Raw genomic sequence first — 22,459 nt, 5'->3', positions numbered from 1 at the left:
AATCAAAAACCACTTGAAACACAGTTAAAACAAAGAAAAAGGATATCCCTATTTTCAGGATATCCTTTCATTTATTCATGATACTATTAACGATTTCCTTTGATATATGGTGTACCTAGAGCTTTAGGTGCATCTGCACGACCGATGAAGCCGGTTAGTGCGAGGATGGTAAGCACATATGGCGCGATTAATAGGAATACACTTGGGATGTTTTCAAACAACGGGATACTGGATCCGATGATGCTTAAACTTTGGGCGAAACCGAAGAACAGGGCGGCTCCCATGGCTCCAAGAGGATGCCATTTCCCAAAGATCAAGGCTGCAAGGGCCATGAACCCCTGTCCACTGATCGTGGCATGGCTAAAGTCCGAGGAAATCGCCTGGGCGTATACTCCCCCGCCGACACCTGCAAACGCTCCGGAAATGATGACACCGATATAGCGCATTTTCGTTACATTGATTCCCATGGTATCTGCCGCCATAGGATGCTCACCTACAGAACGCAATCGTAAACCGAACGGGGTTTTGAACATAATGAACCAAACAATGAAAGACACAAGTATCGCGACGAATGGCGGCCAGTATGTGTTGGAAAAGAAGATATCTCCAATGACCGGGATTTTGTGAAGCAAAGGAACATCGACCTTCCCGAATCCTTCAGAGATGATATCCGTTTGACCCTTTCCATAGATACGTTTGACTAAGAAAAGAGTCAACCCTACAGCCAGCAAGTTGATGGCTACACCTGATACAACCTGGTCAGCCCTGAATGTAATGGAAGCAACGGCATGCAGGATAGCAAGCAGGCCACCCATCACCATGGCCACAAGCAGTGCGACCCAAGGAGTCGCTGCACCGAAAGTATCTGCAAAAGCAAGGTTGAATACAATACTTGAGAATGCTCCGATGACCATAAGGCCTTCGAGTCCAATATTTACTACACCTGAACGCTCTGAGAACGCCCCTCCCAAAGCAGTGAAAATAAGTGGTGTTGCCCAAAGCAATGTTGATGGGATGAGTATTGTCAAAATATCAATGAAACCCACTTATTTCACCCCCTTTTTACTAAATCGTTGAATCAGATAACGGATCATATAACCAGATGCTACAAAGAATATGATAAGGGCAATAATAATATCTACCAGTTCATTTGGAATCCCTGCATCGAGAGGCATATTCAGTGCCCCTACTTTAAGTCCTCCAAATAGAAGAGCGGCGAATACAACTCCGATGGCCGCATTCCCACCAAGAAGGGCTACAGCGATCCCATCGAATCCGACACCTGTAAATCCTCCCTTGATTGAAGCATAGCCGAATGTGCCAAGCCCTTCCATCGCTCCTGCAAGGCCAGCAAACGCTCCAGAGATGACCATGGAAAGGATGATGTTCCCATTCACGTTCATACCGGCATATTGCGAAGCATGCTGGTTGAATCCTACAGAACGCAGCTCATATCCACGCGTTGTCTTTTCAAGCAGGAACCACATGATGAATACACATGCAAGGGCGATGAAAATCCCCCAGTGCAATCGGGAGTAATCTGTCAAACTTTCAAAGAAAGGAGACTTCAATGAAGCTGTATCCGCAATCATATCCGTTCGGTCTTTACGGTCAGTAATGACATCACGGATAATGGCATTTGTTACGTGAAGTGCAATATAGTTCATCATGATCGTGACAATGACTTCATGTACGCGGAATTTCGCTTTCAGAAGTCCAGGGATAAAGCCCCATAGCGCCCCTGCCATTGCGGCAGCAATGATGGCAAGGGGTAAATGGATCAGCTTAGGTAAATCATCAAAGGCAACCCCTACCCATACAGCTGCAAGCCAGCCCACAATCAATTGACCTTCCACACCGATGTTAAAGAGACCCGTTCTAAAAGCAAAGGCAACAGCCAGTCCTGCTAAAATATATGGTGTGACCTGACGGATCGTTTCCCCTACATAATAGATCTCCCCGAAGATCCCATTCCATAATGCAGCGTATCCTGCAATCGGGTCATACCCACTCACAAGCATGATGATCGTTCCGACAATGATACCTAAAAGGACAGAGATTACCGGGATTAATATATTTGTTAAGCGGTTAGACATGTGATTTCCCTCCCGTTTCCTTCCTCTTCGAACCAGCCATTAAAAGTCCAAGTTCTTGTTCGGTTGTTTCCCTCGGATTAACAATCGCCACAATTTGACCTTCGTAGATAACGGCGATACGGTCACTAACATTCATGATTTCATCGAGTTCAAATGAAAGTAGAAGAACCGCTTTTCCATTGTCTCTTTGTTCGATCAGACGTTTATGGATAAACTCGATCGCCCCTACATCAAGACCCCTGGTCGGCTGGGCAGCAATCAATAGATCCGGATCCCGGTCAACCTCACGGCCGATGATCGCTTTTTGCTGATTTCCCCCGGATAAAGCACGGGCAAGGGTGAATTCTGTTGGAGTCCTGACATCAAATTCCGCTATCAATTTTCTTGCCTGATTGTAAATATTTTTATAACTAAGTACCCCTTTGTTGGAATACGGCTTCTGGTAATAGGTCTGAAGAACCATGTTTTCCCCGATAGGAAAATCAAGTACCAGGCCGTGTTTATGCCTATCCTGAGGAATATGACCTACACCTGACTCATAAATTTTACGGGGTTTCATATTTGCGATTTCTTTTCCATTCAGTTTGATTGAACCACTGTCGACTTTATGAAGACCTGTGATCGCCTCAATCAATTCACTTTGTCCGTTTCCATCCACACCGGCTATGCCAAGGATTTCCCCAGCTTTCACCTCAAGGTTCAAGCCCTTTACAACAGGGACATTTCGCTGATCTTTTACGTTTAAGTCACGGACCTCGAGAACATTATCACCAGGTGTAGCTTCTCTCTTCTCTGTTTTAAATGTGACCTCACGTCCCACCATCAGACTGGCAAGGTGATTCGGATCAGTTTCCGAGACCTTCACTGTGCCGATCCCTTTCCCTTTTCTGATAACGGTTACATTATCACACACCTCCATAATCTCTTTAAGCTTGTGAGTGATAAGGATGATTGATTTACCTTCTTTAATCAATGTTTTCATGATTTGTATCAGTTCTTTAATCTCCTGAGGCGTCAATACAGCGGTCGGTTCATCAAAGATCAGGATTTCTGCTCCACGATAAAGTGTTTTCAATATTTCCACACGCTGCTGCATACCTACTGAAATTTCTGAAATTTTAGCGTTTGGATCTACTTTCAGACCATACTTTTCAGATATATCCAGGATATCTTTTTCAGCTTTTTTAGTATCCACTGTCGCCCCGGACTTTGGCTCTCTTCCGAGAATGATATTCTCCGTTACAGTGAATGTATCGACGAGCATAAAATGCTGATGGACCATCCCGATTCCAAGGTCGTTGGCAATGTTCGGGTTGGTAATATTCACTTTTTGCCCTTTCACACGGATTTCTCCCTGCTCAGGCTGGTATAAGCCGAATAACACGTTCATCAAAGTCGACTTACCTGCTCCATTTTCACCAAGAAGCGCATGAATTTCACCTTTTTCGAGCTGGAGGGTAATGTTGTCATTTGCTACGATGCCTGGAAATTCTTTACGGATATTCAGCATCTCAATTACATAATCCATTGCTAATCACTCCTTGCATAGACTAGGGATATTTATCTAGTAGTTAGAGGTCAGACCTTCACTACTCAGAAAAAAAAGGGTTTCCCCGAATAAAAATCTAAATGAAAGATAGAAATTTTCTATACTTCAATTAAATTTCTATTAATGTATGAATCTATTTTCAGGAGGATAAGCGGCCGGATATCCCCCGGCCACTTTCCTTCTTGTTCGATTAGTTAGCTGAGAAAGCTTCCGCATCTTTAATAGATTCTGGAACTTTTACATCTCCGCTAGTAATCTTTTCTTTCCATTCATCTACTTTTTTCATGACTTCATCTTTATTGGAAAGTTCGTCATTCAATTCAGCAAGTCCTACTCCGTCTTCTTTAAGTCCGTAAAGGATTTGCTCCCCACCAGGGAAATTTCCTTCTTTCGCTTTAGTGGACAGATCCACTACCGCGTTATCAACGCGCTTAAGAGCAGATGTAAGGATGATATTATGATCTCCTACTTTACCTTCTGCTGATTGGTCGGAGTCAACACCGATTGCCCAAAGTTCACGTGAAGGATCTTTTTCTTTCAGGTCGCGTGCTTCTTTGAATAAACCATTACCCGTTCCACCAGCTGCGTGGAAGATTACGTCAACATCTTGAGTGTACATTTTTGAAGCGATGGTTTGTCCAAGTTCAGCTTTGTCGAAAGCACCTGCATAATCTGCAACGATTTCTGCATCAGGATTGACCGCTTTAACACCAGCGATGAAACCTGAATGGAAACGCTCGATTACCGGAATTTCCATACCGCCGATGAATCCGATTTTGTTTGTTTTAGTCGCAAGTCCTGCAGTAACACCAGCAAGGAAAGAAGCTTCCTGCTCCTTGAACATGATGCTTGCAACGTTTGGTTGATCAACAACAGCATCAACGATTGCGAAGTGTGAATCTTTTTGTTGTTGTGCAATTTCAGTGATTGCACCTTCCATAAGGAAACCGATACCATATACTAAGTCAAAATCTTGACGAGCTAATTTGTTTAAGTTCGTAGCATAGTCAGCATCTGATTGTGACTGTAAGTAGTCAAATCCATCTTTACCTTTTTCCATGTCGTTCTCTTTACCGAAGGCTTTCAGACCTTCCCATGCTGATTGGTTGAAAGACTTATCATCTACTCCACCAACATCTGTAACCATTGCTACTGTAAATTGATCTTCTTTCTTGCCATCGCCACTAGATGCACCTTCTTTGTCCTCGCTTGTTCCACAAGCACCTAATAATGTACCTGCTGCCAGAACAAATGATAACGCTAAACCGAATTTACGTTTTTTCACCTAGAGTACCCCCTATTATTGTAATAAATTAGTAGTAAGATGGATTGCTGTTATACGCGCTTTCTTAATACCTGGAAGCTAAATTTGTCTGACCTGAAGTAGTTTACGGAATACAGGATCGGCTCATCGTTTTCATCAAAATGCATTTGCTTCAAAACGAGTAAGGCCGTTTCCGGCTCGCAATTTAGAATAGGGGAGATTTTATCGTGATATCCCATTGGTTCAATTTGTGCCACTGCATGGGTAATTCTCTTATTCTCCCGTTTTTCTAAAACAGTGAAAATCGAATTATCCTCATGTGTGAAATTCCTCGGCATGACATTCTCAGGAATTTTGTCCACACAATATACAACCGGTTCCCCGTTTGCCGTCCGAACCCTTTCAATAAGGATCACGTCGTCCTCTTCATTGCAAGTAAACCTCTTCACATCATCCTCAGTAGCTTCTTGAGTTGTTGAGCTTAAGAAAATGGTCCCTGGCTCCATACCAGCCTGCTTGATCATGTTCGTTACACTGTTCAGCTGCTCGATACCAGAAGTGAAGAGCGGCTTGGCGTTTACAAATGTACCTACACCATGACGTCGTACGATGACACTTTCTTCCTCAAGAATTCTGAGAGCTTCCCTAAGAGTAGCCCTACTTACACCCAATTGTTTGGAAAGATCGAATTCAGATGGGAGTTTTTCTTTTTCTTTGTATATTCCCGCCTCGATATCCTTCTTCAAACGGTCAATTACTTGTAAGTATAAATGCCGATTGTCTGTTTTTATTGTCACTGGAACCACCACCACATTTTCTCAAGACATCAGACCTCTGATGTATATCTTTCCTACTAATCGAAAATACTATAACACTTTTCTTTTGATAAAGGAATAGCATTGTGTGATTTTGTCGAAAAAAATGATTAGAATGACAATTTAAAATCCTTTTCTGTAAATATATTGAAAATACAGTTGATTAAATAAGCTTAAATGGGATATATTAACTACTTTTTTACAGTGGTACCGTTTTCCGTTATCATTTTTTACATACTCTCAACAAAGGCATTACAAATGTAAACGCTTTTAATAGTATAACACATTCGTGGATAAATCCGTATCTCTTTCGTTAAAGCGTTTTCAAATGGGGTGTCATCCCTCATTTCCCTCACAAAAAAAGGCATGTTACCCCATTCAATTAGAATAGAGTAACACACCTTGGATTAGGAACTTTGCTCTTCTGATGGCTTGCCAACCAGGACGGTTCTGGGCTTACTGCCTTCATAAGGACCTACGACTCCCCTTACTTCCATTTCATCGATCAATCTTGCGGCCCTCGTGTAGCCGATCCGGAATCTTCTTTGAAGCATAGAAACGGATGCTGTCTGCATTTCCGCGATCAACTGGACGGCATCATGATATAATTCGTCTTCCGCTTCCCCTGACTTCTCATCCTCCTGAACTTCATCGGGAATCATTTCCTCCTGATATTGAGCCTTTTGCTGGGAGATGACAAAGTCTACGATTTCTTCCACTTCTTCATCTGATAAAAACGCACCTTGCACTCTTGTTGGCTTGGATGCCCCTACAGGCATGAAGAGCATATCTCCCCTTCCCAATAGCTTTTCAGCTCCACCGGAATCCAGGATCGTTCTGGAATCGGTTTGGGACGATACGGCGAAGGCAATCCGTGACGGAATATTGGCTTTGATGACCCCTGTGATGACGTCTACCGATGGGCGCTGCGTCGCAATGATAAGATGGATCCCGGCAGCACGTGCCATCTGTGCAAGCCTTGTGATGGCATCCTCCACGTCGCTCGAGGCTACCATCATGAGATCCGCCAGCTCGTCTACAATCACTACGATATAAGGTAGCAGAGGCTGTTTATCTTCATTTTCTATATTCTGTCTCTTAACGTAGTCATTGTACCCTTCAATATTCCTGGTTCCTGTATGAGAGAATAACTCATACCTGCGCTCCATCTCACTAACAACCTTCTTTAAAGCCTGGGACGCTTTCTTGGCATCTGTTACAACGGGTGCCAGGAGATGTGGAACTCCATTGTATACGTTCAGTTCAACCATTTTCGGGTCGATCATCATCAGTTTAACTTCATGGGGCTTTGCCCTCATGAGTATACTTGTGATGATCCCATTAATACATACACTCTTACCGCTCCCTGTTGCTCCCGCTACCAGTAAATGAGGCATCTTATTCAGCTCAGCGAGTACCGCTTCACCGGTGATATCACGCCCCAAGCCAATTTGCAGTTTCGCATCGGGTTTGTTATGCTCCTTCGCTTCAAGAACCTCCCGCAGGGATACCATGGCCACTTCCGAGTTCGGAACTTCAATACCGATGGCCGACTTACCCGGAATCGGAGCTTCAATCCGAATATCTTTCGCTGCAAGGGCCAGCGCCAGATCATCACTCAGGTTGACGATCCTGCTTACTTTCACGCCTACATCTGGATGTACTTCATACTTTGTGACTGCTGGGCCAAGATGGACTTGAGTTACTTTTGCCTTTACCCCGAAGCTTTGGAATGTTCTTTCAAGCTTTGCCGCGTTGGCATGAATCAATTGATATTCGTTACTCTGATCCGTTTTTCTAGGGGTTTTTAATAAAGAGATCGATGGAAGCTTGTAATCTTTATTTTCCACTTCTGTAAAGGTGATTGGCGGGGCTGCTTCTGCTTCCCCTTCCGTATCGCCCTCTTTCCCTGTCGAAGCCTCTTTATCATTACTAGTCCCGGCACCTGGAGTTACGGCCTCTTCTTTTGATGGTGATCCGCCATATGCACGCTCTGCGAAATTCGAGATGATCGGTTCCCGCGTTTCTTCTTCCTCGGAGACCATTGGTTCAGGCGATTCTTTCTTTTTCATTGGTTCATCTTTCTTTTTCTTCTCTTTGACTTCTTTTTTCTTGGATTGCTCTTCCTTCCAGTCGCTCATATCCTGTTTAAATGCTGACCATTGCCCACTCATGAAGGCACCAAAGCGTTTCCCTGCTCTTCCAAGTACGTCCCCGATGGATTTACCAGTCACAAGGATGATGCCGATCATAATGAACGTTGCGCTGACGATCCTTGCCCCCTGTGAATCAAATAGGAAGTAGGAAACCGCAAACAGGATGCTGCCTATCATCCCTCCTCCAAGATCGGACGTACTGGATTCACCGTTGACGTCCATCCAATATAAGTCCCACGTATTCATGATGACACTGGGATTAGCGAATGACCCGCCATTTGAAAGGAGATCGAATAACTTTACATGACTTAATAGGAGGAAACTGGCAATGATGATGTATACCCCCACAAGCCTCCTGCTGAACAACATCGGTACCTCCCGCTTAATCATCAGGTAGCCTGCTACATACAGCATCCATAAAAGGGCAATCATATACCATTCCCCTAGGAAGAAACGATAAAAATATACAAGTGCCTTTCCAACGGCCCCAAGCTCAATGATGGATATCAAACTTAATGCGGATAGGATCAATCCGATGATCTCATATTTGATTGTCTGCTTTAGTGCAGAGCCGGATTGAGAGCGTTTTTTTCTTTTTTTTCGTTTTGCCAAACCATTCACCTAAATTCTGTTGAAGTCTATCAGATTTATGTACTAGAAGATGAAGAAAGGGCTGACCCTTTGGGGCAATGTATGTGCCTAAGGTGTCAAACCCTTCCCGTGAACTTTTTGTATATACTGTCTTCTGAGTAATATTATAGCATAACCACTATTTCGGGAAAATCCTCTTTCTCACTTAATTGTTTAGATATTCCCCTGGGCAAATTTGATCATTTAAGTAGTGGGCGGGGTCACTGCTCATAACCCTGATGATTCGATATTTGTTTTCCTCCTGCTGAACCAGGAGGGGAACGCCCTGATAGTTTATCATCATTTGACCGCTGAATTCACTTCCATCGGTGGGAAACACCAGATCATTGGGAACCATTGTATAGAGAATCATTGAACCAGACCCTCTTGTGAATCTGCCTGCTTCTTCATCTCGATCAATTCATTGATCTTCCTGATTGCCGACCCGATGCCGCCAATTCCATCGATCAATCCGTACTCCACGGCATCATCCCCCACCACATTCGTACCTATATCCCTTGTGAGGTTCCCTTTCGCAAACATAAGGTCTTTAAAATCCTCTTCCGTGATATTGCTGTGCTTAGTAACAAAGCTGACTACCCGATCCTGCATTTTATCCAGATACTCAAATGTTTGGGGCACACCGATGACTAAACCGGTTAGTCGAACGGGGTGGATCGTCATGGTAGCCGTACTTGCAATGAATGAGAAGTCGCAAGATACAGCAATTGGAACCCCGATGCTATGTCCTCCCCCAAGCACGACAGAGACAGTAGGTTTGGATAAAGAGGCGATCATTTCGGAAATGGCCAGACCCGCTTCTACATCTCCCCCGACCGTATTCAGAATTACAACCAGCCCCTCGATCTTGGGATTTTGTTCAATGGCGACAAGTTGGGGGATGACATGCTCATACTTTGTTGTTTTATTTTGAGGCGGAAGCTGCATATGTCCTTCTATCTGGCCTACAATGGTGAGGCAGTGAATATTGGAGTCTTGAGAAAGTTGTGGAACATTGGTTTGACCCAGCTGTTGAATCTTTTCCATCAATCCAGACGGTTTGTCTTTCTGATCATCCTGACCTTTATTTGGCTCATCCTGCATATGTTCACGATATTGTTCCATGAAAACATCTCCTTTTCATTCCCATTCTCTTGTTATTATTTTAATATGGGAGTGTTTTCATACTTTATTCTTTAGGTTCAAATAAATATGGGGCTATTTGTTCAAAACAAATAGCCCCACACATTATACTTCCATGATGATCGGTAGAATCATCGGTCTTCTTCGTGTTTTGTTAAATAGGTAATAATTTAATTGATCCCGGATGTCCTGCTTGATTGCCGTCCATTCAAAAGAACCTTTTTGCAGATAGGAATGGACCACATCCGTCACGATTCCCCCTGCCCCATCGATCAATTCCTCGGACTCCCTCACATATACGAATCCCCTGGAGATGATTTCAGGTCCTGAGACGATAGACTTGGACCTTCTGTTGATGGTGATGACAACCGTAAACACACCGTCTTCCGATAACAGCTTACGATCACGAAGGACAATATTCCCTACGTCCCCGACACCGATCCCATCGATCAATACATTTCCCGCCTGAACACGGCCGCTCATTCTCATCTTACCATCCTTATATTGAAGCACGTCTCCCTTATCCATGATAAAGATCTGCTTATAAGGCAGTCCGGTATCGTGGGCGAGCTGGGTATGAGCGACGAGCATTTTATATTCACCCTGGATCGGTATGAAGTACTTTGGTTTCATGATATTCAACATGAACTTTAAGTCTTCCTGACTCCCATGACCTGACACATGAACTTTTTTCGACGCGGTCAATACATTTGCCCCGGCTCTATAAAGCATATCGATCGTCCTCCCGACGATCACTTCCATGCCTGGGGAAGGTGTGGCGGTTATGAGGACCGTATCACCTTCTTCAATGTTTACTAGACGATGGGAACGCTTGGACATCCGTTGAAGCGCTTCAAACGGTTCCCCTTGAGTTCCTGTAGCTATGATGAGGACTTCATCTTTAGGATAATCCTCTATTTCGTCAATTCCGATGATCATTTCATCCCGGACATGAAGATATCCGAGCTTCAAGGCCACATCATAGACTCTCTTTAAACTCTTCCCGACCACAGCCACTTTTCGATTATTCTGCTCAGCTGCATCAAATACCTGCTGAAGTCGAATTAAATTCGAAGCGAAGCATGCTACGATCACTCTCCCTGATGCTTTCCTCAGGGCGTTCGTGATATGTTGTTCGATTACCGACTCTGATGTTGTAAACCCTGGTCTCTCGGCTTCTTTACTATCAGACATTAGACAAAGGACACCCTTCTCACCGATTTGCGCCATCTTTCCTAAATCCGGCCGGTAAAGATGCTTTGCCGATTGATCGAACTTGAATTCGCCAGTATGGACGATGACCCCTTCAGATGTATGTATGCAAACCCCGACTGAATCAGGAATACTGTGTGTGGTTTTAAAGAACGTCACATTCACACCATCAAAAGTAAGATTGCTATCAGAATGAATCGTATAGAACTTCACATCATCCCTGATATGTTCATCCTTCAGACGTGCTTTTACCAGTGCATTCGTCAAGCGTGTTCCATAGACTGGAGCCTTGATCTTGGTTAATACATATGAAATCGCACCAATACTGTCTTCATGTCCATGAGTCAGGAAAATCCCTTTTACCCGCTCTTTATTTTCAATCAAATATTGAATGTCAGGAATGACGACATCGATCCCTAGCATTTCATTTTCGGGAAACATAAGTCCTGCATCAATCACGAATATTTCATGGTCGACTTCAATCACGTACATGTTCTTGCCTATCTCTCCCACTCCCCCGAGTGGTATCACCTTAATGCTTTCATTCTTTATCTTACTCACCATTATGTCCTCCTATGCTGTTCCTTCCCCGATCTTCAATCAGTTATATTCATTATACTTGATACCATTTTGGTAGTACAACCAATTTTATCCTACATATTCAGGATTAGGAAAAAGACTGCAAACATTTATTCTACGTTACTATTTCGATACGGTAAGAATAAATCCTTCTTCTTTTGAAGAATTATCTCTTTCAGAGGACAAATGGATTTAGCCCTATTACAAAGAACAAAAGACCGTGAAGGACATAGCTTCACAGTCTTTAGGATATAGCATAAGAGTTAATTTAAGATAAGGCTTCGAGCAAGTGAGAGAGTTTTGCCCTTTCTACTTCTGTCAGTGGGATCAGTGGCAATCTCACAGAGCCAACATCCAGGCCTTTCATCTGGAGGGCCGTTTTGACCGGAGTGGGATTCGGGCTCGTGAACAGGCCTTTCATGATCGGAAGGAGCTTTTGATGCAGTTGTGCTGCCTGGGTGATGTTCCCTCCTAAAAAGGATGAAACCATTTCCTGCATCTCATTTCCGATGACATGGGAAGCCACTGACACAATTCCAGCCCCGCCAATGGATAATACCGGCAGTGTAAGGCCATCATCACCACTGTACAACATAAAATCATCCGTTGTATGGGAAATGATGTCAGTCATGCTGTCCAGATCCCCGCTTGCTTCTTTCACAGCAACGATGTTCTCAATCTTTGAGAGACGAATAATCGTTTCAGGTGAGACATTGACGCTTGACCTGCCCGGAATATTATACAGCATGACAGGTAAGGAAGTTGATTCTGCAATCACCTTGAAATGCTGGTACATCCCTTCCTGACTCGGCTTATTATAATAAGGCGCTACAAGCATGACGGCATCCACGCCTGCTTCCTCCGCCTTCTTAGTAAGTTCGATCGAAGCATGGGTGTTGTTGCTTCCAGTCCCGGCAATGACCGGAATTCTGCCATTCACCACTTTCACGACATGACGGAATAGTGCGATCTTTTCTTCTTTCGTTAAGGTGGGAGACTCCCCGGTAGTGCCTGCTACTACTAATGAATCCGATCCATTCTCGATCAGATAATGGATTAATTGAGTCGTTTTCGTAAAATCAATATTTCCTTTACGGTCAAATGGTGTAACCATCGCCGTAGAAACGCGGCCAAAATTCAATCTAGTCACTCTCCTCGTAAGTTTATCCCACTCTGAATGTAGCATTTCTTTCTTGTAATTGGAATGTATCATGAAGGGCATTGATGGCATTGATCAAGTCCATTTCCTTCACCAGTACCCAGATGGTCGTATGACTGTCTGCTGATTGAAGTATGCGGATCCCTTCGTTAGAAAGGGAAGAAACAATGGCAGATGTCACCCCGGGTACCCCCGTCATTCCTGCTCCCACCACTGAGATCTTGGCACACTCCGATTCTATGATCGGGTTATGCCCGATCTTTCTTAAAACCCTGATGGCATCATCCGCTAGCGAAGAACCCACCGTGTACACGACACCTCTCGGGGAAATGTTAATGAAATCAACGCTGATCCCCTCTTTGGCCATGGCTTTGAACACTTCAGCCTGAAGATTGTACTGATCTTCCTTGGCAAATACTTTAATTTGGGTGAGATTGGATACGTGAGCGATCCCTGTGACGGGGTGACTCCTGAACTCTTTATGCGCCTTCGTATTTTCAAGTGTCGTCACAAGAGTTCCTTCTCCATTTGAATAGGTTGAACGAATCCGTATCGGCACATTCGAATTCATGGCAATTTCAACCGCCCTTGGATGAATGACCTTCGCTCCCTGATATGCCATATTACACACTTCATTATATGAAACCACCGTTATCGGTCTTGCTTTGGAAGAAATACGCGGATCCGCAGTCATGACCCCTTCCACATCTGTAAAAATATCGATGTAGTCCGCTTTTAATGCGACACCAAGAGCAGAGGCTGAGGTATCGCTCCCCCCTCTTCCGATGGTCGTCACATCCCCGTCCTTGGTCGCTCCCTGAAAGCCTGCCACTACGACGGCATCATGATGTTCCAGTTCCCTTACCAACCGGCTGCATTTCATCTCTATAATTTTTGCGTTGTTAAAATCGTTATTCGTCCGGAACCCTGCCTGGGCACCAGTCAGGGCTGTCGAACTGATTCCATGCTCAAGGAGCATATTGGAAAAAACCAGACTCGAAATGATTTCTCCACAGGATAGTAAGAGGTCCTGTTCCCGTTTACTGATTGAAGTGTTTCTGCCACCGATCAAGGACAACAGGGAATCTGTGGCGTAGGGTTCCCCTTTTCTTCCCATTGCTGAGACGACCACGACCACTTTATACCCTTTATCGATTGCTTGCTTCGTGTGGGAGATTGCCTTCAAACGACTTGCTTCATCACGTACAGAAGTTCCACCAAATTTTTGAACGATCACTTTCATGACTACACCTCATTGTCATATTCAAGAGGTATCTGAAAAACGATTAGTGGAAATATGCAGAGTTAATTGCTGATATGATCCCTCTCCGTTACTTAATTAGCCCCAGATTCATTAAACTTTCTGCAATTTGAACAGAGTTCCATGCAGCTCCCTTCAGTAAGTTGTCAGAGACAACCCACATATGGAACCCTCTTTCTTCATCAAGATCTTTGCGGACGCGGCCAACAAATACATCCGGCTTACCTACGGCATGAGCAGGCATTGGATAGATCTGTTCTTCAGGTACGTCTTCCAGGGTTACCCCGGGTGCATCTTGAAGAAGTGCATGGATATCCTTCACCGAAACAGAATCCTTCTCAATTTCAATATATACACTTTCGGAGTGACCTGTTACAACCGGTAATCTGACACATGTCGCTGATACCTTCAGAGAAGGCATATGCATGATCTTTTTCGTTTCATTGATCATTTTCATTTCTTCGTAAGTAAAGCCGTTGTCCTGAAATGTATCAATTTGAGGAATGGCATTGTAAGCAATCTGATAATGCTTTTTGTCGCCTTTTACAGGTAACACACCCGGTTCAAATGATTCACCGGATAAAATGGCCTGTGATTGGGCGTGAAGTTCATCAATGGCAACAGCACCGGCACCTGAAACGGCTTGATAAGTGGATACGATTACTTTCTTCAAGCCATACTGCTTACGGATCGGCTCGAGTGCTGCAACCATTTGAATCGTCGAACAGTTCGGATTGGCAATGATTCCATTGTGAAGCTTCATGTCCTCTTCGTTCACTTCCGGGACGACAAGTGGAACATCCGGATCCATTCGATATGCACTCGTATTGTCGACTACGACTGCCCCGCGTTTTACGGCTTCAGGAGCAAGAAGTTTTGATACACTTCCACCTGCACTAAATAAAGCGATATCGACCCCTTCGAAACTTTCAGGCTTCGCTTCTTCAACCGTCCATTCTTTGCCTTTAAATATGACAGTGGAACCTGCAGAACGTGCTGATGATAGTAATGTCAATTGTTTTATTGGAAAATCCCTTTTTTCTAATGTTTGAAGCATTTGTTGTCCGACGGCACCGGTGGCACCCACAACAGCTACATGAAATCCCGTTGTATTCAAAATCTTCTCTCCTTCCAACCATTCAATATTTTCATAGTACAATAGGTAAGTTAATTTAGTCTATTACTATAATAAAGAATATTTTAACATAAACAATTATTCGACAATAGGATTTTTTATTGATGATTCCGGGTTCGTCTATCTTTACATGCATGAAAAGAAGGTCATCTGAATTTCCCGTGGGGATGACCTTCTTCTTGAATTAATCTAAATATCTTTCGATGACGACGGGTTGTAGCTGATGCCCTTCCATGGCCGCTTCGATCGTTTCTTGAATCAATGTCATCCTGGCAACCATTGACTTTGGTTTACTTTCAGGTGCATCCTGCCCAAACGGAATAAAATAAATATCTTTCGTTGAAATCAATCTCATCAGATTAACACCATTTAACCCCAGAGCATCATTTGTGGAAATTCCGAGTACTACAGGGCGGTGGTTACGCAGTGTTGCTTTGGCTGCCATTAACACAGGGGAATCGGTCATTGCATTGGCAAACTTACTCATAGAATTACCCGTCAATGGGGCAATAACCATGCAATCCAGTGGAATCTTTGGCCCAAGTGGTTCTGCTTTGACGATTGAATCGATCACTTTATGTCCGGTTACGTCTTCGATACGTTTGATCCAGTCTTCTCCCTTACCGAATCTTGTTTCCGTATTCATAACGGTAGATGTCACAATCGGCATGACTTCCGCTCCATTATTCACTAATCTCTCAATTTCCGGGAACACGGCATCATACGTACAATGAGAGCCTGTGAGACCAAACCCTATACGTTTTCCTTTCACACTCATGATGAACTCTCCTTTCCTGAATCAAAATCTTCCTCTAATAATTGACAAAGAACATTCGCCAGGATCTGTCCTGCCGTCTTCGGTGCTACGATCCCTGGGAGCCCAGGGGCTAATAATGCTTTAATCCCGCGCTTTTCTGCATAACGAAAATCTGTACCACCAGGCTTTGAAGCCAAATCGATAATTAATGTATGGGCAGGCATTTTGGCTATGACGCCAGCCTTCACAATGTGAACTGGAATTGTATTAATACAAATATCACAATTCTCAACTTCTTTTTCCAAATTATCCAAATGGAATGGCACTAGCCCCATTTCTGTCACCCTGGCCAAGTGCTCGCTTTTGCGTACTCCGACCTTCACCCTTCCACCTAAATGATGAAAGGTCCTGGCCACGCTCATACCCACTCTTCCAAGACCCAATATCACGATGTCGGATCCGTGGATCGTAAAGTCTGTATGTTGAATAGCCATCATAATCGTTCCCTCTACTGTAGGGATGGAGTTATAGATGGCAACGTCGTCTCTTTCAAACAACTGAACAAGTTTGCGGTTCGTTGAAGACATGATTTGGTCCAAATACGCATTACTAATTCCTGAATAGATCGTACAGTGCTCTGGCGTTTCAGATACAATTTCTTCCGTTAACGTGATTTTCTCATTTGAAAAAATCGTATCGATTTCTCCTTGTAGATTCGTGCCGGGTACAGGTAAGATAATGGCATCTATCACTGAAAAGTCCACTTCATCGAGTTTTTCCTTTGTTGCTCCTGTAAAGGCATGATCTAATTGTTCAAAACCTACGAGTGATATTTTGGCATCCAACTCCGTAAGCTTTCGAATAATCTCAAGTTGACGAGCATCTCCGCCTAGAACTGCGATCTGCATTCCGGTCAGCATCACTGATTTCACCTACTTTTTACATAATCGCTATTCTAAATCCCTTTTCACTTCAACAGTGTATGTTGCACCCACCCAATGGGTGAGAATAAAAGCACGTATGGTCCCTTGGAAAGCAGGCAAAATAAAAAACGGGTCAGGACCCGTTTCGTTTTATTGCAGTATTGAATTAGTCATCCGAGACTTCCAAAATGATCATATCCGCCCCGATTGTCCTGATCTGATGCCAGGGAACCCTTATTTCTCCCCCCTGCTTCCTCAGCCATTTCCCCGTGGGGATGATTAGTGCACTGATGCTGCCTGACTTATCATTAAATTCAAGATCTGTCTGCCCCAGGATGCCAAGCCGCTCCGCCTTTTTATAATCAACGATTTCCTTCCCGCTCAATTCACTTAACCTCATGATCGTATCCTCCTAAAAATAGCTGTGTAGTACAATGTATACACTGTCCACCTTCTTTAGAAGAAAAACTTTACCGTTCCATAAAGAAAAGCAGACCTCCTGAGGTCTGCTTTTCACATTCATTTTTTCATGTTTTGAGGCAGGTTTCCATCCGGGCTGATGAGCGATGAAGCATAGTCATCAGTGAAGATGTCCAAAGCCAGACGATTGACTTTATCCATGGTCACCCCATCGATTTCTTCTACGATTTCGTCAAGGGTCCGGTGTCGTTTCAGCAGTAATTCATTCTTTCCGTTCCTGCTCATACGGCTATTGGTGCTTTCTAAGCTCAGCATAAGGTTTCCTTTTAACTGCTCTTTGCTGTTTTGCAGTTCTTTAGAGGTGATCCCTTCTGCTTTAAGAGCTTGCAATGTACTGTCGATGGTATCAAATAATTGATCTAATTGATTGGACCCCGTTCCCCCATAAATGGTCACCATCCCGCTGTCTTCGTAAGCGGAATGATAGGAAAATACGGAATAGGCAAGTCCTCTCTGTTCCCTTACCTCCTGGAACAGTCGGGAAGACATACTGCCACCCAATACGTTATTCAACACAATCAAATTGTAAATGTCGGGGTGACCGATCTCAAGACCATCGAACCCTAGGCATAAATGTGCCTGTTCCGTATCTTTCTTACGGGCAAGCTTATTGCAATGGAAAGCAGGTTTGATCCTATCTTCCGGCCCTTTTCCACCTTCATATGAACCGAATAACTTTTCAACTTCTTTGATGAATGACTCATCCACATTTCCGGCAACGGATACCACAACTTGATCCGGTGTGTACATATCATGCATGTATTCCTTCAGTTTAGACTGATTAAATGTGTTTAGTGTATCTTCCGTTCCCAGGATTGGATACCCCAGTGGATGCTCTTCATAAATGGCTTTACTGAGTAGATCATGTACAATATCGTCAGGTGTGTCTTCATACATTTTAATTTCCTCATACACCACATTTTTTTCTTTATTCAATTCCTCTTCTACATAAGTGGAATTGAAAAACATATCTGACAGTGTATGTAATGCATAATCTGCATGATTGTCCAATACTTTTGCATAATAGCACGTATATTCCTTTGAAGTAAACGCATTAACCTGTCCGCCTATGCTATCAAAGGACTCAGCTATTTCACGTGCCGTCTTGGTCTTTGTACCTTTAAAAAACATATGCTCAAGAAAATGGGAGATCCCATTATTTTGTTCGGTTTCATTACGTGAGCCGGTACCAATCCAGACCCCTATCGCTACGGATCGAACGTGTGGAATCTCTTCCAGTACGATTCGCAATCCATTTTGGCATGTATATTTCTTAATCAAGAAAGTTCCTCCTATTCATGATGCGAAGTTACTGCTTCTTCTTACTATCTCCTTGTTGTGGCGAATTATCTGCCTTTTCTACGATTCTCTCTTCTTTCACTAAGCTTGAAATCGTACCAAGCCTTAGGTTTTTTTCTTTTATTTGAAGGATCAGCGTGTTCAATGAATTGGCTGTTGAAGCAGTTGGATGCATGAGCACAATCGCTCCTTTGTGCATCTTACCCATTACACGATCAATCAGCACATTGGGTTGTGGTTTTTGCCAATCAATCGTGTCCACACTCCACATGATCGTCCTCATATTCATTTCATCTGCAATATGAACGACTTCATCCCTGTAGCTGCCGCTTGGGGGAGCAAACCATTTTACTTTTTCGCCCGTGGTCACTTCAATCATTTCATTTGTTTTTTTCAATTCTTCTCTTACCTTGGTGGCTTCAAGCACTTTCATATCAGGATGGGAATACGAGTGATTCCCCACCTCATGCCCTGCATCCACAATCATCTTCGCCAAGTCAGGGTTATTCTTCACCCATCTCCCCTCTAGAAAGAACGTAGCATATACCTGATGCTTTTTCAAAGTTGCAAGCATATCAGGGATGTATTCATTCCCCCACGCTACATTGATAATAAAGGACACCATGGGCTTATCAGGATTCCCCCGATAGACGGGAGAGGCAGGTAAATCAGGCAAATGCTTTTCAGGAGGGATTTGTTTGTAGATCAGCTTGTCTTCATCAAACGATTTCCCTTTCTTCATGTTTTGTAAAGACGCCTCTACATCTACTTTCAATCCATTATATCCAGGTGTTGCTTTCCATACGGTATCTATCACAGCATCCTGAGCCGGTATCTCTCTTGATTTGGCTTCCTCTTTTATCATACGGGTGAGGTCGTTTGTGCTGTTTACACCATTCACTACTACCGCCTCTTGTTTTAACCCGTTTACATACTGATCTGATAGAGGATTCTCCACAACTACTAAAGTCAGAATAGCAATTAGACTAATTCCAATCAAGTATTTTTTTTCCATCCCTGTCCACCTTCCTTCTCCTACAAACATATGTAAGAAAAGAACACGGTAGAACATGGGGCATTAAAGCTCATCGAACAGATAAAAAAAGCTGTCCCGGAGGAGAGTTTGCTCCCTACAGGACAGCCTGCCAATCTTAAAGATTAACCCTGGTTTTGTTCTTCCTTTTCGCGCTGTTCCTTAAGAACTGCTTTTCGTGATAAATTGACTCTTCCTTGATTATCGATATCCAGAACCTTTACAAGGATCTCGTCACCGATCGCCACTACATCTTCCACCTTGCGGATGCGTTCTTCTGCAAGTTCAGAGATATGGACAAGTCCATCTTTACCACTGAAGATTTCTACAAATGCACCGAATTTCTCAATTCGTTTCACTTTCCCAAGATACATTTGTCCAGCTTCCACTTCTCTTACGATATCTTCAATCGTTTTCTTAGCCACTTTATTCATCTCTTCATCAGTAGATGAGATGAAGATCGTTCCGTCCTGCTCAATATCAATCTTAACGCCTGTTTCGTCGATGATCTTATTGATCTGCTTACCACTTGGTCCGATGACGTCGCGGATTTTATCAGGATTAATATGCATGGTCAGGATTTTCGGAGCGTATTGGGACAGGCTCGTTCTTGCTTCACCGATTGTCGCTAACATGCTATCAAGAATCTGCATTCTTCCCTTTTTCGCTTGTTGAAGTGCTTCTTCCAGAATTTCACGGGATAACCCATCAATTTTGATATCCATTTGAAGAGCGGTTACACCTTTGGAAGTACCGGCTACTTTAAAGTCCATGTCCCCAAGGTGGTCTTCCATTCCTTGAATATCTGTCAGGATGGAATAGTTTTCACCTGACTTGATCAGACCCATTGCGATCCCTGCTACTGGTGCTTTAATAGGAACACCGGCGTCCATCATCGCGAGGGTACTTGCACAAATGCTTGCCTGAGAAGTTGAACCATTTGATTCGAGTACTTCTGATACAAGTCGGATTGTATAAGGGAAGTCTTTTTCGTTTGGAATAATTGGATCCAGAGCCTTTTCTCCCAGAGCTCCATGTCCGATTTCACGACGGCCCGGTCCTCTGATCGGTCCTGTTTCCCCTACACTGAATTGAGGGAAATTGTAATGATGCATGAATCGTTTAGATTCTTCGATCCCTAAACCATCAAGGACCTGTACATCTCCAAGAGCACCCAATGTACAAATGCTTAATGCCTGGGTTTGTCCGCGTGTGAACAATCCTGAACCATGCGTTCTAGGAAGTAATCCAACCTCTGAAGAAAGTGGACGGATTTCATCGACTTTACGGCCATCCGGACGCACTTTGTCTTCTGTTATGAGACGACGAACTTCATTCTTCACAAGTTTGTCCATTACTTTCTTCACTTGCTTCAGGGTAGCTTCATCCGCTTCCTTCTCTTCTTCATATACAGCCATCACTTTATTCTTTACTGCTTTGATTGCTTCTTCACGGGCATGCTTTTCTTGAACCTGAATGGCAGGAATCAATTCACTTTCACATAAGGAACGAACTTCTGCTTCAACGTCTTGATCTAATTCAACAAGTTGAATTTCAGATTTTTCTTTCCCGACTTTAGCGACGATTTCCTCCTGGAAAGCAACCAGACGCTTAATTTCTTCATGACCGAACATGATCGCTTCAAGCATCGTCTCTTCCGGAACCTCATCCGCTCCTGCTTCTACCATATTAATGGCATCTTTCGTACCGGCAACGGATAAATGAATCTCACTCTTCTCCAATTGCTCGACAGAAGGGTTAATGATGAATTCTCCATCAACAAGACCAACGATGACTCCTGCAATCGGACCTTCGAACGGAATATCTGAAACCGACAGCGCTAATGAAGAACCAAACATAGCTGCCATTTCGGATGAACAATTCTGGTCTACACTCATCACAATGCTGATTACTTGAACTTCATTACGGAAACCATCTGCGAACAATGGTCGGATGGGACGATCTATTAAGCGGCTCGCAAGGATGGCTTTCTCACTCGGGCGGCCTTCGCGTTTAATGAATCCTCCAGGGATTTTACCCACTGCATATAATCTCTCTTCATAGTTCACGGTTAATGGGAAGAAATCCAAAGGCTTTGGCTCTTTAGATGCTGTAGCACTGCTAAGTACCGCAGTATCTCCATAACGTACCATTACCGCTCCATTCGCTTGTTTGGCAAATTGGCCAACTTCGACCGTCAATTCTCTTCCGGCCCAATCGATGGAAAAGGTTTGTTTAGTTTGTTCCATAAAGTGTACCCCTCTCTTTATATATCACTAAAAGGTTCGGCCTGTACCCAACCCGGATAAACATAAAAATTTAATCTATATCATGCACAAATGCGCTGTTATATTCGTTTGATTTGAATCCCTGCTGACTATGTAAATACAGGATGTTGTATCAAGGGGGATGCCTGACCCGTTGTACGGTGGGTCTCCTTCCACATTGTATACATATTATGTATTTTAGACAAAAACGAGAAAAATGAATACTTTAAATGATGAAAATGTATAAAAAGAAGTGGAGGATCATACAAAGATTTCCACTTATGAAAGCTAAAGAAAAAGCGGGACATAATCCCGCTTCCTTTGTCTGTTTATCGACGTAAACCTAATTTGTTAATTAACTCACGGTAGCGTTGTACATCTTTCTTACGTAAGTAAGATAATAGATTACGACGGTGACCTACCATTTTAAGAAGACCGCGACGAGAGTGGTGATCTTTCTTGTGAACGCGTAAGTGATCGTTCAAGTTGTTAATTTCTTCAGTTAGGACAGCAATTTGAACTTCTGGAGATCCAGTATCGTTCTCATGTACTTTGTATTCACTGATAAGTTCGTTTTTACGCTCTTTAGTGATAGCCATCCTTTTCACCTCCTAGTAATTTCTTTCAAATCCCCTGTTACCGAGCAACCGTTGGTGAATCGTGATGCCAAGCAAAGGTTCATTTCATACGATATTTAGAAT

19 protein-coding genes are annotated in these 22,459 nt (G+C 43.4%); all 19 read right to left on the bottom strand.

Going from position 1 to position 22,459, the window contains the following annotated elements; genetic code table 11:
- Nucleotides 1–86: 86 nt before the first annotated feature.
- Nucleotides 87–1,046, bottom strand: a complete 960-nt coding sequence (locus M1J35_RS12560) for an ABC transporter permease (RefSeq protein ID WP_034760090.1) — start codon at nucleotides 1,044–1,046, stop codon at nucleotides 87–89.
- Entirely contained in the window at nucleotides 1,047–2,096 is a 1,050-nt protein-coding gene (locus M1J35_RS12555; RefSeq protein ID WP_034760092.1) for an ABC transporter permease, read from the bottom strand.
- On the bottom strand, nucleotides 2,089–3,624 hold the full coding sequence (locus M1J35_RS12550; RefSeq protein WP_254651345.1) for an ABC transporter ATP-binding protein: 1,536 nt from the start codon (nucleotides 3,622–3,624) through the stop codon (nucleotides 2,089–2,091). The genes M1J35_RS12555 and M1J35_RS12550 overlap by 8 nt, the downstream gene beginning before the upstream one ends.
- Before the next feature lie 211 nt (nucleotides 3,625–3,835).
- Complete coding sequence (locus tag M1J35_RS12545; RefSeq protein ID WP_034760098.1) at nucleotides 3,836–4,930, bottom strand: BMP family lipoprotein; 1,095 nt, start codon at nucleotides 4,928–4,930, stop codon at nucleotides 3,836–3,838.
- A gap of 50 nt (nucleotides 4,931–4,980) precedes the next feature.
- Nucleotides 4,981–5,706: a GntR family transcriptional regulator gene (locus M1J35_RS12540; protein WP_224520236.1), complete on the bottom strand. Its 726-nt coding sequence runs from the start codon at nucleotides 5,704–5,706 to the stop codon at nucleotides 4,981–4,983.
- Nucleotides 5,707–6,131: 425 nt separating this feature from the next.
- Nucleotides 6,132–8,492: a DNA translocase FtsK gene (locus M1J35_RS12535; protein ID WP_254651344.1), complete on the bottom strand. Its 2,361-nt coding sequence runs from the start codon at nucleotides 8,490–8,492 to the stop codon at nucleotides 6,132–6,134.
- Between the two features lie 184 nt (nucleotides 8,493–8,676).
- A complete protein-coding gene (locus tag M1J35_RS12530; RefSeq protein ID WP_034760106.1) occupies nucleotides 8,677–8,883 on the bottom strand; it encodes a YlzJ-like family protein in 207 nt (68 codons plus the stop codon).
- Nucleotides 8,880–9,614 carry a ClpP family protease gene (locus tag M1J35_RS12525; protein WP_098441884.1) on the bottom strand — a complete coding sequence of 245 codons (735 nt, stop codon included), beginning with the start codon at nucleotides 9,612–9,614 and terminating at the stop codon, nucleotides 8,880–8,882. Before M1J35_RS12525 ends, M1J35_RS12530 begins: the two co-directional genes overlap by 4 nt.
- Before the next feature lie 144 nt (nucleotides 9,615–9,758).
- Nucleotides 9,759–11,426: a ribonuclease J gene (locus tag M1J35_RS12520; protein ID WP_305882344.1), complete on the bottom strand. Its 1,668-nt coding sequence runs from the start codon at nucleotides 11,424–11,426 to the stop codon at nucleotides 9,759–9,761.
- A 286-nt stretch (nucleotides 11,427–11,712) separates the two neighbouring features.
- Nucleotides 11,713–12,558 (bottom strand): 4-hydroxy-tetrahydrodipicolinate synthase, encoded by an 846-nt coding sequence (dapA, locus tag M1J35_RS12515; RefSeq protein WP_371928758.1) that lies wholly within the window; start codon nucleotides 12,556–12,558, stop codon nucleotides 11,713–11,715.
- 49 nt (nucleotides 12,559–12,607) lie between these two features.
- On the bottom strand, nucleotides 12,608–13,846 hold the full coding sequence (gene dapG / locus M1J35_RS12510) for an aspartate kinase (protein ID WP_229597360.1): 1,239 nt from the start codon (nucleotides 13,844–13,846) through the stop codon (nucleotides 12,608–12,610).
- A gap of 88 nt (nucleotides 13,847–13,934) precedes the next feature.
- Nucleotides 13,935–14,921, bottom strand: a complete 987-nt coding sequence (gene asd, locus M1J35_RS12505; RefSeq protein WP_229597372.1) for an aspartate-semialdehyde dehydrogenase — start codon at nucleotides 14,919–14,921, stop codon at nucleotides 13,935–13,937.
- A 262-nt stretch (nucleotides 14,922–15,183) separates the two neighbouring features.
- Entirely contained in the window at nucleotides 15,184–15,777 is a 594-nt protein-coding gene (gene dpaB / locus M1J35_RS12500) for a dipicolinate synthase subunit B (RefSeq protein ID WP_034760111.1), read from the bottom strand.
- Nucleotides 15,774–16,676 (bottom strand): dipicolinic acid synthetase subunit A, encoded by a 903-nt coding sequence (dpaA, locus tag M1J35_RS12495; protein ID WP_224520242.1) that lies wholly within the window; start codon nucleotides 16,674–16,676, stop codon nucleotides 15,774–15,776. Before dpaA ends, dpaB begins: the two co-directional genes overlap by 4 nt.
- Nucleotides 16,677–16,845: 169 nt before the next feature.
- Nucleotides 16,846–17,079: a YlmC/YmxH family sporulation protein gene (locus M1J35_RS12490; protein ID WP_034760116.1), complete on the bottom strand. Its 234-nt coding sequence runs from the start codon at nucleotides 17,077–17,079 to the stop codon at nucleotides 16,846–16,848.
- Between the two features lie 119 nt (nucleotides 17,080–17,198).
- Nucleotides 17,199–18,440 (bottom strand): M16 family metallopeptidase, encoded by a 1,242-nt coding sequence (locus M1J35_RS12485; protein WP_254651342.1) that lies wholly within the window; start codon nucleotides 18,438–18,440, stop codon nucleotides 17,199–17,201.
- 28 nt (nucleotides 18,441–18,468) lie between these two features.
- A complete protein-coding gene (locus tag M1J35_RS12480; RefSeq protein ID WP_061809962.1) occupies nucleotides 18,469–19,473 on the bottom strand; it encodes a polysaccharide deacetylase family protein in 1,005 nt (334 codons plus the stop codon).
- Nucleotides 19,474–19,616: 143 nt separating this feature from the next.
- Nucleotides 19,617–21,740 carry a polyribonucleotide nucleotidyltransferase gene (pnp, locus tag M1J35_RS12475; RefSeq protein WP_061809961.1) on the bottom strand — a complete coding sequence of 708 codons (2,124 nt, stop codon included), beginning with the start codon at nucleotides 21,738–21,740 and terminating at the stop codon, nucleotides 19,617–19,619.
- A 347-nt stretch (nucleotides 21,741–22,087) separates the two neighbouring features.
- A complete protein-coding gene (gene rpsO / locus M1J35_RS12470) occupies nucleotides 22,088–22,357 on the bottom strand; it encodes a 30S ribosomal protein S15 (RefSeq protein WP_034760125.1) in 270 nt (89 codons plus the stop codon).
- Nucleotides 22,358–22,459 lie beyond the last annotated feature (102 nt).

Origin of the sequence: Rossellomorea sp. KS-H15a, from assembly GCF_024195245.1 — a bacterium.
Taxonomy (GTDB): domain Bacteria; phylum Bacillota; class Bacilli; order Bacillales; family Bacillaceae_B; genus Rossellomorea; species Rossellomorea vietnamensis.
This window is presented reverse-complemented; position numbering and strand designations above follow the sequence as displayed.

Excerpts from the sequence above, each read along its gene's own strand:
- M1J35_RS12555 (WP_034760092.1), bottom strand. The coding sequence starts at position 2,096 with ATGTCTAACCGCTTAACAAATATATTAATCCCGGTAATCTCTGTCCTT.
- M1J35_RS12550 (WP_254651345.1), bottom strand. The coding sequence starts at position 3,624 with ATGGATTATGTAATTGAGATGCTGAATATCCGTAAAGAATTTCCAGGC.
- M1J35_RS12530 (WP_034760106.1), bottom strand. The coding sequence starts at position 8,883 with ATGATTCTCTATACAATGGTTCCCAATGATCTGGTGTTTCCCACCGAT.
- M1J35_RS12525 (WP_098441884.1), bottom strand. The coding sequence starts at position 9,614 with ATGCAGGATGAGCCAAATAAAGGTCAGGATGATCAGAAAGACAAACCG.
- dapA (WP_371928758.1), bottom strand. The coding sequence starts at position 12,558 with ATGGTTACACCATTTGACCGTAAAGGAAATATTGATTTTACGAAAACG.
- dapG (WP_229597360.1), bottom strand. The coding sequence starts at position 13,846 with ATGAAAGTGATCGTTCAAAAATTTGGTGGAACTTCTGTACGTGATGAA.
- asd (WP_229597372.1), bottom strand. The coding sequence starts at position 14,921 with ATGCTTCAAACATTAGAAAAAAGGGATTTTCCAATAAAACAATTGACA.
- dpaB (WP_034760111.1), bottom strand. The coding sequence starts at position 15,777 with ATGAGTGTGAAAGGAAAACGTATAGGGTTTGGTCTCACAGGCTCTCAT.
- dpaA (WP_224520242.1), bottom strand. The coding sequence starts at position 16,676 with ATGCTGACCGGAATGCAGATCGCAGTTCTAGGCGGAGATGCTCGTCAA.
- M1J35_RS12490 (WP_034760116.1), bottom strand. The coding sequence starts at position 17,079 with ATGAGGTTAAGTGAATTGAGCGGGAAGGAAATCGTTGATTATAAAAAG.
- M1J35_RS12480 (WP_061809962.1), bottom strand. The coding sequence starts at position 19,473 with ATGGAAAAAAAATACTTGATTGGAATTAGTCTAATTGCTATTCTGACT.
- pnp (WP_061809961.1), bottom strand. The coding sequence starts at position 21,740 with ATGGAACAAACTAAACAAACCTTTTCCATCGATTGGGCCGGAAGAGAA.
- rpsO (WP_034760125.1), bottom strand. The coding sequence starts at position 22,357 with ATGGCTATCACTAAAGAGCGTAAAAACGAACTTATCAGTGAATACAAA.